Consider the following 13,564-nt stretch of genomic DNA (forward strand, 5'->3'; position numbering starts at 1 on the left):
TGTGCCTCAATACCGCTTTGCAGCGACATGTCCCGCCTGTTTGCGGCGCTCAGGCCAGCCGCGCCGCCGCCCAGCGCGCCGCGTCCGCCACTGCCGGGTCGGGATCACTGGTCAAACGCTGCGCAACCGAGCGCAGAGCCGGCAGACCGGAATTGCCGATGGCATAAAGCACGTTGCGCACGAACCGGTCGCGTCCGATCCGCTTGATGGGCGATCCCGAGAACATCGCCCGGAACCCGGTATCGTCCAGCCGCGCCAGATCGGCCAGGGCGGGCGCCTCCAGTTCGGGGCGCCCGGCATAGCGCAGGTCGCTGGCGGCCACGGCGAACTTGTTCCACGGACAGGCGGCAAGACAGTCGTCGCAGCCATAGATGCGATTGCCCAGCTTGCTGCGCAACTCTTCGTCCACCGGTCCCTTGTGCTCGATGGTCAGATAGGAAATGCAGCGTCGTGCATCCAGCAGATAGGGCGCCGGAAACGCATCCGTGGGGCAAGCTGTCAGGCAGGCGGTGCAGGAGCCGCAATTGTCGCGCCCGGTCTCATCCACCGGCAAATCGAGCGTGGTGAAAACAGAGCCTAAAAAGGCCCAATTGCCCCAATCACGACTGACCAGGTTAGTATGCTTGCCCTGCCAGCCCAGCCCCGCCGCCTGTCCCAGCGCCTTTTCCGGCACCGGGGCGGTATCGACGAACACCTTGACCTCGCCACCGCCCGCTTCGATCAGCCAGCGTGCGAGCCGCTTCAGCCGCTTCTTGACCAGATCGTGGTAGTCCTTACCCCGCGCATAAACCGATATCGCGGCGCGGTCAGTCTGGCCTATCACCTCCATCGGATCAGTTTCAGGAGTATAGCTTTCGGCGAGCATGATGACCGAACGCGCTTCGGGCCAGAGCGCCGCCGGGTCGCCGCGCCATGACATCCGTTCGGCCATCCAGCCCATCTGCCCGTGGTACCCCGCCCCGACAAAGGCGGCCAGCCGCTCCGGCACGTCCGGCACATCCCAGGGACGGCAGATGCGACAGGCCACGAACCCTTCTTCCAGGGCCCGCGCGACCAACCTGTCTTTCAACTCCCCGCTCATGCTTCTTTCTGGTCCAAAATACTCCGGGGGAGTCGCGCCTTGGCGCGACGGGGGCAGCGCCCCCAAACCGGGTCAGAAATCGAGATCCGTATAATGCGGCGGTGGACGGAAACCGGGGATCTGGTCCGCCAGGATCGACCGGAACGAGGGCCGCGACTTTATCTTGGCGTACCAGTCCTTGACCACCTGGCTGCGGTTCCAGTCCACATCCGAGATGTAATCGAGCGACGACAGATGCGCGGCGGCGGCAAAATCGGCCAGCGTCATCTGATCACCTGCCAGCCAGCGGCGGTGATCCAGCAGCCAGGCCATGTAGTCGAGGTGATACTTGATCGCCTTGGCCCCGGCCTTGACATTGCGGCTGTCGGGATAGCCCTGCCCGGTCACCTTCTTGTTGACCCTTTCATAGAGCAGGTTCGCGGTCACCTCGTTATGAAACTTGTCGTCGAACCAGCTGACCAACCGGCGCACCTCGTACCGTCCGTCAACATCCTTGGGCATTAGCGGCGGTTCGGGGCGGGTTTCTTCGATATACTCGCAAATGGCCCCGCTTTCCGCCAGCATCTTGCCGTCCAGCTTGATCACCGGCACCTTGCCTGCCGGGTTGCGGCGCAAAAAATCCGGGTCGCCTTCCCAATAGCGCTCCTCGACCAGTTCAACCTCGATCTTCTTTTCGGCCAGCAACAGGCGGACCTTTCGGCAGAACGGGGACAGGGGGACGTGAAACAGGCGCGCCATGGGGATCCGGATCAAATGAGGTCTTGCCCGTCAGCAATAGCCCCGGCAGCGGTGCAAGTGCAAGTTCCCCCGGACAAAACACCGGCGCTCGGGCGGGTGGGAGACACGCATTCGTGACGCTGGGCGGATTGACGCCGACCAGGGCGCGGCGGCAGATAGCGCAACCTAGCCACAGGCCATCCGATGCCCGCACCCCTCACCTTTGCCCGTCTGACGCAGGTCGACCCGAACCTGATCACCGCCCATATGCGCGACCCGCGTCTGGCCATTCATATGCCGTTGATGCCCGACAATTGGAGCGACGCACAGACCGTCTCTTTCGTCCAGGCCAAGGAGGCCTGTTGGGACCGTGACGGACTGGGTCATTGGGCATTTTTACATAAGGGCCAATATGTGGGCTGGGGCGGCTTTCAGCGCGAGGGAGAGGAATGGGATTTCGGCCTGGTCCTTTGCCCCGCGCATTTCGGGCTGGGCCTGCCCATCGCGCGCAAGGCGCTCGACTTTGCCCATGCCGATCCGCGCATTCCCTTCGTCACCTTTCTGCTACCGCCTTCGCGCCGGCATCTGGGTGCGCTGCGCCGCCTTGGCGCGCGCTCAATGGGCGAAGTCGATCATGCCGGGCACCGGTTTCTGAAGTTCCGCCTCGACACCGCGTGACGCAAACGCGCCCTATTCGAAACAGTCCGCCCGTCCGTCGGCCGCGATGGTTGCCGCGCCATCCATGATCGCCGCCGCGCGCTTGCGCAGCCGGGGCGAAGGGTCCGATGCTGAACGCTCGCGCGGGTTGGGCAGAACAGCGGCAAGCCGCGCCGCCTGCTGTGCCGACAGTTTGTCAGGGGTTACGCCGAAATAGCGCTCGGCAGCCGCCGCCACGCCGAAAACCCCCGCGTCCATCTCGGCCACGTTCAGATAGACCTCGACAATGCGGCGCTTGGACCAGGTCAATTCCACCAGCGGCGTGATCGCGGTTTCCAGCGCCTTGCGGATCCAACTGCGCCCCTGCCACAGAAACACGTTTTTCACCACCTGTTGCGACAGGGTCGAGGCGCCACGACCCGACCCTTCGCCAATGGCCGCACGGATCGCATTGACGTCGAAGCCCCAATGCAGACAAAAGTTGGCGTCCTCAGCCGCCACCACAGACCGCGCCATCACCGGCGCAATCTGCTCTAGCGGCACCCAGTCGCGTTCCACCTTGCCCAGACGGCGATACTCGGACCAGATCGTGTGGGTAATCGGCGGATTGATCACCGAAAAGAGCAACACCAACGCCATCAGCAGCGCAAACCCGGCCAGGAACACGCGGCCAACCCAGCGCAGCGCCCATTTCAAGGGCTTTATCTCGCTCTTGGCCTTACGGGCCTTTTTCTTTCTCGAATTCGCAGTCCGCTTGGCCATGACTGCCTTTTAGCGCAGTTCCGTGTCGATCTGAACGCACAAAGCCATCTTGCTCATGCCGCCGACAAGAAAAGTGCCTCCGAGGACTTGGCCACCCGTCGGGCGGTCTGCCACCCATGCCCTTCGGAGACCGAAAGATCAGGGAACAGGGACGCTTCGGTGGTTTCATCGGCTGAGCCCATCAAGTCTTCGAAAGCGCCCGGGAAGTAACTCTCTGTCGGTATGCCCTCGGAGAACACGATCTCGTGCCGGGCCAGCAACAGGTGAAAATATGTGACCTTGTGGCGCGGGACGATGCGAATCGTGCTGTCATTGACCAGCAGACGCGCCGGGACGAACACCTCGCTGTCGCCGCAGGCCAGTTCTGCCCGCCAGCCGGTGATCAGCATCCTGTGTTGCTGACTGACATAGAGATCACGGTAATTGCCCAGCACACCGGCCTTGAACAGAACTGGCGCCAGGGCCCCGTCACCGCGAACGGTTGCCCTTGCCAATTGCAGCAGCGGCTGAAAGCCGCTGTCCACCGTCCTCACCAGATCGCCGGGGCGCAGGGTCTCAACCGGAATCGGGCCACTTTCGATCTCGATCAACGTCCCGGCCGCAAAACACGCAAACCCAGGAAACCAGTTGGGCGAGGTTGTATCCAGCGTGCCGATGGTCAGTTGCGTATTGCCGTTCTGCAGGTCGGGTACGTCATCGAAATCGGCATTCATGTCCATGGCCACGGTCATGAAGTTGCCGTCGCCCAGATCGATCCGGATGAACGAGGCTCGCTGACCGGGATCGCCGCGAACGTCTCCGACCCCAAGATATTGATAGGTCAACAGTGTCGTTCCGCCGTCAAAAGACACGTATTCCCCCGATAGCGGATCATTCAACTGCGTGTCGACGTCGACAAAGGTCAAAACGCTTGTCGAGTTGTTCACGATGTTGATTGTACCGTCATTAACGAACGGATCACCGTTCACGTTCTGTGCGATCAACGTGATATTCGCCATTTTCACCCTGCCCGTTTTTCCGGGTCTGTTCACCACGCGCCAAAGCGCGGGCCTGCCTCGCAGATCAGAATAAGGTGAAAATAAGGCGGAAATGTGTCCTGACACCCAAAGTGTTAACACCGACATACGGCACCGACGAAAACGACCGGGCTGCGCCGACAGCCCGGTCGAAGGTCTTTGTTGCAGCAGGCCGTCTGTCAGACGCCCGTGCCATGCTGGTCATTCGGCAGGCATTGCCAACGACTCGTGGCTGAGCGGATGAGGCAGCTTGTTCAGCATCTCCTTGGGGCAAACCTGAAGGAAGTTACCCTTCTCGCTGTCCCAATGTTGTAGAATATGGGCCGCCTTCGCGCTGCGGGTTTCTTCTGCGTGACGCTCGATCAGCGCTTTCAGTTGCGCCTCCCAATGGGCCACGGTCACCGGACAAGTCACCAGCGTTTCCATGTTCATCAGAAGCTGGGCCTGCCCTTCGGGGTCATAGAGATAGGCCATGCCCCCGGTCATCCCGGCGCCAAAGTTGGCACCAATGCCGCCCAGGATCACCGCGACACCGCCGGTCATGTATTCGCAGCCATTGGTTCCGCAGCCCTCGATCACCACCTTGGCGCCCGAGTTGCGCACGGCAAACCGCTCGCCCGCACGACCAGCCGCGAACAGGTGACCATCGGTTGCGCCATACAGAACGGTGTTGCCGATGATCGTGTTCTCATCCGCCTTGAGCGGGCTGATCTGCGGCTGGCGCACCACGATGGTGCCGCCCGACAGTCCCTTGCCGACATAGTCGTTTGCATCGCCGGAGACCTCGATCTTGAGGCCCGGCGCCGCGAAGGCACCCAGCGACTGGCCCGCCGAGCCGCGAAGTTTGACATGCAGGTGGTCGGGTTGCAGATCATTGCGCATACCGAACCGCTTGACGATATGGCTCGACACGCGGGTGCCGACTGTCCGGTGCGTGTTCTGCACAGAATAGCTCAGCTGCATCTTCTCGCCATCCTCCAGGAACCGCGCGGCATCGCGCACGATCTCTGCATCCAACGTGTCGGGCACCACATTGCGCGGCTTGGCCCGGTCATAGACGATGTTCTGTGCACCATCGACAGTGATCAGCAGCGGGTTCAGGTCCAGATCGTCCAGATGTGCCGACCCACGCGAGACCTGCGCCAGCAGGTCGGCACGCCCGATCACCTCATCAAGGCTCCGCGCCCCGATCGAAGCGAGGATTTCGCGCACTTCCTGGGCATAGAAGGTGATCAGGTTCACCACCTTGTCGGCATTGCCGGTGAACTTGGCGCGCAAGGATTCGTCCTGGGTGCAGACGCCGACCGGACAGGTGTTCGACTGGCACTGACGCACCATGATACAGCCCATCGCGATCAGCGCGGCGGTGCCGATACCGTATTCCTCTGCCCCCATCATCGCGGCCATGACGATGTCGCGCCCGGTGCGCAGACCGCCATCGGTACGCAGCGTGATCCGGTCGCGCAGGTTGTTCATCGACAGAACCTGATGCGCCTCGGTCAGGCCCATCTCCCACGGCAGGCCCGCGAACTTGATCGAGGTCGCCGGCGATGCACCGGTGCCGCCGTTGCCACCCGAGATCAGGATGATATCGGCTTTGGCCTTGGCCACGCCGGCGGCGATGGTGCCAACCCCGGACGAAGCCACCAGCTTGACCGTTACCTTGGCGCGCGGGTTGATCTGTTTCAGGTCATAGATCAGCTGCGCCAGATCCTCGATCGAATAGATATCGTGGTGCGGCGGCGGCGAAATCAGCGTCACGCCCTTGGTGGAATGGCGCAGCCGCGCGATTAGGTCAGTGACCTTCATGCCGGGCAGCTGACCGCCCTCGCCGGGCTTGGCGCCCTGCGCCACCTTGATCTCCAGCTCCTCGCAATGGTTGAGGTATTCAGCGGTCACGCCGAACCGACCCGAGGCTACCTGCTTGATCTTGGCGGACGGGTTGTCACCGTTGGACTCGGGCACGAAATGCGCCGGATCCTCGCCGCCCTCGCCGCTGTCGGACTTGGCGCCGATCCGGTTCATCGCCACGTTCAGCGTCTTGTGCGCCTCCGGGCTGAGCGCGCCCAGCGACATGCCCGGCGTCACGAACCGCTTGCGGATCGAGGTGATGCTTTCCACCTCTTCGATCGGCACCGGCTTGCCCAGCGGCTTGATGTCCAACAGGTCACGCAGGTGGATCGGCGGATTGCTCTGCATCTTGGCCGAATACTGCTTCCACAGCTCGTATGAGGCGCGGTTGCAGGCCATCTGCATCATGTGCATCGAGGTTGCTTCCCAGGCATGGGTCTCGCCCGATTTACGCGCCTTGTAGAACCCGCCGATGGGCAGAACGTCCAGGCCGCTGTCCCAGCCGCGGGCATGGATCTCCTCGGCCTTGGTCTGGATACCCTTGATACCGATGCCCGAGATACGGCTGGTCATGCCGGGGAAATACTCGGCCACCATGGCGCGGCTCAGGCCCACGGCCTCGAAGTTCAGGCCACCACGATAGGACGACACGACCGAGATACCCATCTTGGCCATAATCTTGAGCAGGCCCTGGTCAATCGCCTCGCGATAGCGGGCCATGTTTTCGGTCAGACTGCCATCCAGCAAACCGCGATTGATGCGGTCTGCAATCGAATCCTCGGCCAGATAGGCGTTGACCACGGTCGCACCGCAGCCGATCAGCACCGCGAAATAATGCGGGTCGATACATTCCGCCGAACGCACATTGAGCGAGCAGAAGGTCCTGAGACCCTTGCGCGTCAGGTGGCTGTGCACCGCGCTGGTGGCCAGGATCATCGGCATCGCCACCTTGCCCGGACCGGAATACTGGTCGGTCAACAGCAGGTGCCCGGCGCCGGAACTGACGGCCTCTTCGGCCTCGGAACGGATGCGCGCCAGCGCATCGCCCAGCCCGCCCGAGCCTTGGGCAAAGCTACAGTCGATCTCGACCAGCGGCGCGTTGAAGTTCTTCTTCAGCGTCTCCCACTGGGCGTTGCCGACAAAGGGGCTCTCGGCCACGATGATCTCGGTCTGGCTGCTATCCTCGTCCAGCACGTTCTTGAGGTTGCCGAACCGCGTCTTCAGGCTCATCACCCGGTATTCGCGCAGGCTGTCGATGGGCGGGTTGGTCACCTGGCTGAAGTTCTGCCGGAAGAAATGGCTCAGCGGACGATACTGTTTCGACAGCACCGCGGCGGGCGTGTCATCGCCCATCGAGGCGAGCGCCTCCTTGCCGTCCTCGGCCATGGGCGCGAGGATCTGCTCCAGTTCCTCGATGGTGTAACCGGCCGCGATCTGCCGCTTGCGCAGCTCCTCGCCGCTGAACAGCGGCTTCTCCTCGACGTCGCCAAGCTGGTCTTCGAGATTGTTGATCTTGCCGACCCAATCACCAAACGGGCGCGAGCCCGCCAGTTTGTCCTTGAGTTCGCGGTCGTGGTAGAGCTTGCCCTTGGCCATGTCGACGGCGATCATCTGGCCCGGACCCAGAGCGCCCTTTTCGACAACGGTTGCCTCGTCGGTGGGCACCATGCCTGCCTCGGACCCTGCGATCAGCAGGCCATCACCGGTCACCACATAGCGCATCGGGCGCAGGCCATTGCGGTCGAGACCGCCACAGACCCAGCGGCCATCGGTCATCGCCAGCGCGGCGGGACCGTCCCAGGGTTCGATCACCGAGTTGCAGTAGGAATACATGTCGACCCAGGCCTGCGGCAGTTCGACCGCCTGTTTCGACCAGCTTTCGGGCACCAGCATGGTCTTGGCCATGGGCGCGTTGCGCCCGGCGCGCACCAGCACCTCGAACACCGCGTCGAGCGCCGCCGAATCCGATGACCCGCCCGGCACGATGGGTTTGATATCCTCGGCCTTTTCACCGAAATAGGACGAGGCCATGCGGATCTCGTGGCTCTTCATCCAGTTCAGGTTGCCCTTGAGCGTGTTGATCTCGCCGTTATGGGCCAGCATGCGGAACGGCTGTGCCAGCCACCACTGCGGAAAGGTGTTGGTGGAATAGCGCTGGTGATAGATGGCAAAGGCGGATTCGAACCGCTCGTCCATCAGGTCGGGATAGAACACCGCCACCTGTTCGGCCAGCATCATGCCCTTGTAGATGATCGATCGGCAGCTGAGCGACGCCAGATAGAGCCCGGCAATACCCGCAGCCTGCGCCGCCTTCTCGATGCGGCGGCGGATGACGTAAAGCTCGCGCTCAAAGGTCTCCTCGTCCACGCCCTTGGAGTTCGAAATCAGGATCTGTTCGATCTCGGGCCGGGTTGCGTTGGCCTTTTCCCCCAGGCAAGTCACATCGACGGGCACATGGCGCCAGCCATAGATGAAATAGCCCATCCGCAGGATCTCGGTCTCGACGATGGTCCGGCAGCGTTCCTGCGCGCCGAAATCCGTGCGCGGCAGAAACACCTGGCCCACGGCCACCAGCTCGTTCATGCGCGGCTCGTGGCCAGTGCGCCGGATCTGGTCGTAAAAGAACGGAACCGGGATCTGTACATGAATGCCGGCGCCATCGCCGGTCTTGCCATCGGCGTCAACCGCGCCACGGTGCCAGACCGCCTTGAGCGCGTCGATCCCGGCCTCGACCACCTTGCGGCTGCGCTTGCCGTTCACCGAGACGACCAAACCCACTCCGCAGGAGGAACGCTCCTCCTCTTCGGAATAAAGCCCGTTCTCGGCCATCCACTTGCGCTTGGCTTCTTCGGCCCGCACCCAATCGGCATCGTACTTGGTCATTGGCTGTCTCCTAGATCAGAGGGGGCATACATGGCTTCGACCTCGGCTTGGGTCATCTGCCGGCGCTCGCCTGCGAATGCATAGCCCTCGGGCTTCTTGTCGATGTAAAGTTCCAGTTTCAGGGCGTTGCCGCCCGCATTTTCAAACAGACCAGCCGCCATCTGCGTCTGGCCATGCATCTTTCCGGGAAGGGTGATCCGGTACCACAGCGCCGACCCGCAGGTGCCGCAAAAGGCGCGCTCGGCCCAGTCGGACGAGCTATAGACCTTGACCGGGCCAAGCGCCGCATAGCCCGGTTCGACCGGAAAGCTGACATAGGCGCTGCTGGTCCAGCGGCGGCACATGTCACAGTGGCAGGCGCCCAGCGCGGCGCGTGCCGGGGTGGCGGTGATGGTCACCGCGCCGCACATGCATTCTCCGTGAAGTTCCGTCATCGCGGGCCTCGCCAGGTGTCGTGAGTGGGTCGCTTCGTTTGTTGCCGCGGCGGCTTACTCAGCCGCCATAGCGGTCTTGGCACCAAAACCTTCAAGGATCGCCTCGGCGCAATCGCGCCCGTCACGGATCGCCCAGACCACCAGGCTGGCGCCGCGTACGATGTCGCCCACCGCATAGACACCCTCCATCTCGGTGGCGCCGGTGCGGAACGCGGCCTTGACCGTGCCCCAGCGGGTGACCGGCAGGTCGGGCTGGCCGAACAGGGTGGGCAGGTCCTCGGGCTCGAACCCAAGCGCCTTGATCACCAGATCGGCCTCTTCGACATAATCGGAGCCCTCGATCACCTCGGGCGACTGGCGACCGCTGGCATCGGGCTGGCCCAGGCGCATCTTCTGCACCATCACGCCGGTGACCTTGTCATCGCCAGTGAACCCCTTGGGTGCCGACAGCCATTCAAATACCACGCCTTCCTCTTCGGCGTTCTGGGTCTCGCGCTGGCTGCCCGGCATGTTGGCCCGGTCCCGACGGTAGAGGCATTTGACACTGACAGCACCCTGACGGATCGCGGTGCGCACACAGTCCATCGCCGTGTCGCCCCCACCGATCACCACCACCCGCTTGCCATCCGCGTTCAGACGGCCATTGTCGAAATCGGCAACTTCGTCCCCAAAACTCTTGCGGTTCGAGGCCGCCAGATAGTCGATCGCCTTTTCGATGCCGCCCAGGCCGCTGCCCGGCAGCGACAGATCGCGCGACTTGTAGACGCCGGTCGCGATGATCACCGCATCATGGGCGGCACGGATCTCGGCGAACTTGGCCGCGTCCACGTCACAGTTCAACTCGAACCGAACCCCGCCATCGGCCAGCAACCGGTTGCGGCGCTCGACGATGTCCTTTTCCAGTTTGAAGCCCGGGATGCCGTACATCAGCAGGCCCCCGGCCCGGTCGTACCGGTCATAAACCGTTACCTGCACACCGGCCTGACGCAGCATGTCGGCTGCGGCCAGCCCACCGGGGCCCGCCCCGATGATGCCCACGCTCTCGCTGCGCTCCGCCACCGGCGAGGCGGGCTTGACCCAGCCCATATCCCAGGCGGTATCGGTGATGTATTTCTCGACCGCACCGATGGTCACGGTGCCGTGGCCCGACTGCTCGATCACGCAATTGCCTTCGCACAGACGGTCCTGCGGGCAGATGCGGCCACAGATCTCGGGAAAGGTATTGGTGGCCTGGCTGGTCTGGTACGCCTCTTCCAGACGCCCCATCGCGGTCAGGCGCAGCCAGTCGGGGATGTTGTTGTGCAGCGGGCAATGCGACTGGCAATAGGGCACGCCGCACTGGCTGCACCGGCTGGCTTGCTCGGCTGCCTTGGCAGCGGCGTATTCGGCATAGATCTCGTGAAAGTCCTCCTTGCGTGCATCGGCTGCACGCTTTTCCGGCATGTCACGTTCGATCTGCACAAATTTGAGCATCGGTTGCTTGGCCACGGGTCGGACTCCACGTTTTCGCTATTCGGCGTTTTCGTATCCTAGCCTTAACGGAAATAAAAGTCACTTCTACTGACCTATTTTTATTTTTTTTGCCTGCCGCCGACACTCAATCGACAAAAACAGTGAATTTTATGTATCAATCCGGACCTAAATGCGAACTTTCCTTTTTCACGCTGAGAGATATACCCATCAACGCCAACCGGATCTCACGGAAATCACCGAACACCCATGTCCCTGTTTCACTTGATTCTGGTCGCTCTCATCCAGGGCATTACCGAGTTTCTGCCGGTCTCCTCATCGGGTCACCTGATTCTGCTGCCGCAACTCTCGGGCATGCAGGACCAGGGACAGACCATCGACGTTGCAGTTCACGTCGGCACGCTCTGTGCCGTGGTCCTCTATTTCTGGGCTGATGTGCGCGACGGCCTCTCGGGCCTGCCACGCGCCCTGACCGGCAGGACCGACACACCGGGTGCAAGGCTGGCCATGGGGTTGATCATTGCCACCATTCCCACCGTGATCGCGGGCGCGCTGCTGCACTTCACCGGACTCAGCGACGCCTTGCGCTCGGTCGCCGTGATCGGCTGGACGATGCTGGGCTTCGGGCTCGTACTGTGGTGGGCGGATCGCACCGGCCCGCAACAGAAACACACGGCCGACTGGGGTATCCGCGACGCGCTGGTCATGGGGCTCTGGCAGGTTCTGGCGCTGATTCCCGGCACCTCACGCTCGGGCATCACCATCACCGGCGCGCGGCGGCTGGGCTATGCGCGCGGCGACGCCGCCCGAATCTCGATGCTGATGTCGATCCCCACCATCATCGCCTCGGGGGTGCTCTTGGGGGCCGAGGTGGCGGTGACCGCCGATGCCCAAACGGCGCGCAACGGCGCCATCGCCGCCGTGTTCGCGTTTGTCTCGGCCCTGCTCGCGCTCAGCCTGATGATGAGACTGCTGCGCAGCGTTAGCTTTACGCCCTATGTTATCTACCGCGTGGCGCTGGGGCTGGTGTTGCTGGCGATCGCTTATTCCTGATCAGGCGCGCAGGTTCCGGGCCGAGGCCTGAATCTCGTCATACTGGCCATTGGGGCGGAATTTCCACAGATAGGTCGGCAGGATCGTATCCATCGGCTCGGGCGTGATACCCAGATCGGCAAAGCCCTTGGCACCTTCGCTCACCACATTGTCGCGGCGCAGGTTCTTCAGCTGATCCCGGGTAAGGATACTGTTCGGGAACAGCTGAAAGCTGACGAACTTGGCCACATCCAGCACCCCGGCCATGATCCGCGCGGCAAAGAAGGGCAGGCCCAGAATGATCCGCTTGCGATGGATGACACCCAGCATCCGCTGCATCAACGCGCGGAAGGTTTCGACATCCGGCCCGCCCAGCTCGTAGACACCGCCGGGCGCCTCGCCCAGCACGCCCTTGACCGCGGCACGCGCCACGTCATCCACATAGACCGGCTGGAATCGGGTATCGGCTCCGACCACGGGCAGGAACGGCCCGAACCGGGTCATGCCGGCAAAGCGGTTGAAGAACTGATCTTCGGATCCGAAGATCACCGAAGGCCGCAGGATCATCGCACCCGGCATATGGCGCAACACGCCCGCCTCGCCCAGGGCCTTGGTGCGGGAATAATCGCTGTCGCTATCCGCATCGGCACCGATGGCCGAGACATGCACCATGCGGTCCACACCCTGTTCGGCGGCGATCCGCGCGATACGCTCGGCACCTTCGGCCTGCACCGCGTCAAAGCTGTTGCGCCCCAGCTCGTTCAGGACGCCGACACAGTTTACCACCGCATCGGCACCGCGCATCGCCTGCGCGACCGAATTGTCGTTGCGCAGGTTGCACAAGACCGGTTCCACCTGGCCCACTGCGCCATAGGGTTTGACATGCATCGCCTCGTTCGGGCGCCGCACCGCCACGCGAACGCGCCAGCCCTCCTTTGCCATGCGCCGCGCGATATAGCGGCCCACGAATCCCGATCCGCCGTAAATCGTGACCAGTTTGGACATCAGAGTGGCTCCTGCTGACTTGGCTGTTGCTCCGATCTACCGCTCCAAGGCGCGCCAAACAAGGCGCAATAGTGCCGCGCAACCGGAGTCTACCCCGGTTTCGGCATTGGGCCGCAGGGGGCGGTTCAAAAAACTTTTGCAAAACCGAAAAAATCCGGTTGACGCTCCTCGCGGCTAGGCTTAAACGCCCCCTCACGACACCTGCCCAGGTGGCGGAATTGGTAGACGCGCTGGCTTCAGGTGCCAGTGACCGCAAGGTCGTGGAGGTTCGAGTCCTCTCCTGGGCACCAATCACCCCTAAATAGCCGAATAAAATCAACTTCTTAGAAGGGTAACTGGTATTTCTATCCCCCTTTTGGCCCACCTTTCCGCTCTCGATAAGCGGCCCATCTGGCCGTCTGCGCATCCGCAATCTGCGCCCGTCTTTCGGGTGTTCAAGGGTCCGTGCCGTTGCCAAAAAATGTTCCTTCGCGTCACCAGCCACAAAGGTTAGCCACACCGGGATCGATCTCCGCTAGCCCCCTCGTTTCAAAGAAATGCTCCTGGGCTCTGTTGCACAAATCGGCTGATGGCCGGGGTTCCCCTTTCCCCGGACAGACTTATCCCACGGGCTGTGTGACAGGGATGCCGAGCGCGGTGTAGCCGTTCAGAACGGC

General features: G+C 62.6%; 10 protein-coding genes and 1 tRNA gene. 3 read left to right on the forward strand and 8 right to left on the reverse strand.

What is annotated here, in order from left to right; genetic code table 11:
• Positions 1-49: 49 nt before the first annotated feature.
• Positions 50-1,081, reverse strand: coding sequence for a tRNA epoxyqueuosine(34) reductase QueG (queG, locus tag AC2FL1_RS04440; RefSeq protein ID WP_496876108.1), 1,032 nt, complete (start codon positions 1,079-1,081; stop codon positions 50-52).
• A 72-nt stretch (positions 1,082-1,153) separates the two neighbouring features.
• Positions 1,154-1,819, reverse strand: coding sequence for an FtsZ-binding protein FzlA (gene fzlA / locus AC2FL1_RS04445; RefSeq protein WP_496825216.1), 666 nt, complete (start codon positions 1,817-1,819; stop codon positions 1,154-1,156).
• Between the two features lie 183 nt (positions 1,820-2,002).
• Here fzlA and AC2FL1_RS04450 point away from each other — a divergent pair, with 183 nt between their 5' ends.
• Positions 2,003-2,476 carry a GNAT family N-acetyltransferase gene (locus tag AC2FL1_RS04450; protein ID WP_496876109.1) on the forward strand — a complete coding sequence of 158 codons (474 nt, stop codon included), beginning with the start codon at positions 2,003-2,005 and terminating at the stop codon, positions 2,474-2,476.
• A gap of 12 nt (positions 2,477-2,488) precedes the next feature.
• Here AC2FL1_RS04450 and mtgA read toward each other — a convergent pair whose 3' ends face one another.
• The 5 genes from mtgA to AC2FL1_RS04475 all read right to left on the reverse strand — a co-directional run bounded on the left by mtgA (position 2,489) and on the right by AC2FL1_RS04475 (position 10,889).
• Positions 2,489-3,217: a monofunctional biosynthetic peptidoglycan transglycosylase gene (mtgA, locus tag AC2FL1_RS04455; protein ID WP_496876110.1), complete on the reverse strand. Its 729-nt coding sequence runs from the start codon at positions 3,215-3,217 to the stop codon at positions 2,489-2,491.
• 53 nt (positions 3,218-3,270) lie between these two features.
• Positions 3,271-4,320, reverse strand: coding sequence for a Hint domain-containing protein (locus tag AC2FL1_RS04460; protein WP_496876111.1), 1,050 nt, complete (start codon positions 4,318-4,320; stop codon positions 3,271-3,273).
• Between the two features lie 114 nt (positions 4,321-4,434).
• A complete protein-coding gene (gltB, locus tag AC2FL1_RS04465) occupies positions 4,435-8,967 on the reverse strand; it encodes a glutamate synthase large subunit (RefSeq protein WP_496876112.1) in 4,533 nt (1,510 codons plus the stop codon).
• A complete protein-coding gene (locus AC2FL1_RS04470; protein ID WP_496825221.1) occupies positions 8,964-9,401 on the reverse strand; it encodes a GFA family protein in 438 nt (145 codons plus the stop codon). Before AC2FL1_RS04470 ends, gltB begins: the two co-directional genes overlap by 4 nt.
• A gap of 54 nt (positions 9,402-9,455) precedes the next feature.
• Positions 9,456-10,889: an NAD(P)-dependent oxidoreductase gene (locus AC2FL1_RS04475; RefSeq protein WP_496876113.1), complete on the reverse strand. Its 1,434-nt coding sequence runs from the start codon at positions 10,887-10,889 to the stop codon at positions 9,456-9,458.
• Between the two features lie 231 nt (positions 10,890-11,120).
• Here AC2FL1_RS04475 and AC2FL1_RS04480 point away from each other — a divergent pair, with 231 nt between their 5' ends.
• Complete coding sequence (locus AC2FL1_RS04480) at positions 11,121-11,924, forward strand: undecaprenyl-diphosphate phosphatase (RefSeq protein ID WP_496876114.1); 804 nt, start codon at positions 11,121-11,123, stop codon at positions 11,922-11,924.
• On the opposite strand, the gene AC2FL1_RS04485 is transcribed toward AC2FL1_RS04480, so the two are convergent.
• Positions 11,925-12,908 carry a complex I NDUFA9 subunit family protein gene (locus AC2FL1_RS04485; RefSeq protein ID WP_496876115.1) on the reverse strand — a complete coding sequence of 328 codons (984 nt, stop codon included), beginning with the start codon at positions 12,906-12,908 and terminating at the stop codon, positions 11,925-11,927.
• Positions 12,909-13,111: 203 nt separating this feature from the next.
• Here AC2FL1_RS04485 and AC2FL1_RS04490 point away from each other — a divergent pair.
• Positions 13,112-13,198 (forward strand) — tRNA-Leu (locus AC2FL1_RS04490).
• Positions 13,199-13,564: the final 366 nt, after the last annotated feature.

It is taken from the genome of Ruegeria sp. YKSF070, assembly GCF_059612725.1.

Coding starts and splice junctions, on each gene's coding strand:
- queG (WP_496876108.1), bottom strand. CDS start 1,081: ATGAGCGGGGAGTTGAAAGACAGGTTGGTCGCGCGGGCCCTGGAAGAA.
- fzlA (WP_496825216.1), bottom strand. CDS start 1,819: ATGGCGCGCCTGTTTCACGTCCCCCTGTCCCCGTTCTGCCGAAAGGTC.
- AC2FL1_RS04450 (WP_496876109.1), top strand. CDS start 2,003: ATGCCCGCACCCCTCACCTTTGCCCGTCTGACGCAGGTCGACCCGAAC.
- mtgA (WP_496876110.1), bottom strand. CDS start 3,217: ATGGCCAAGCGGACTGCGAATTCGAGAAAGAAAAAGGCCCGTAAGGCC.
- gltB (WP_496876112.1), bottom strand. CDS start 8,967: ATGACCAAGTACGATGCCGATTGGGTGCGGGCCGAAGAAGCCAAGCGC.
- AC2FL1_RS04470 (WP_496825221.1), bottom strand. CDS start 9,401: ATGACGGAACTTCACGGAGAATGCATGTGCGGCGCGGTGACCATCACC.
- AC2FL1_RS04480 (WP_496876114.1), top strand. CDS start 11,121: ATGTCCCTGTTTCACTTGATTCTGGTCGCTCTCATCCAGGGCATTACC.
- AC2FL1_RS04485 (WP_496876115.1), bottom strand. CDS start 12,908: ATGTCCAAACTGGTCACGATTTACGGCGGATCGGGATTCGTGGGCCGC.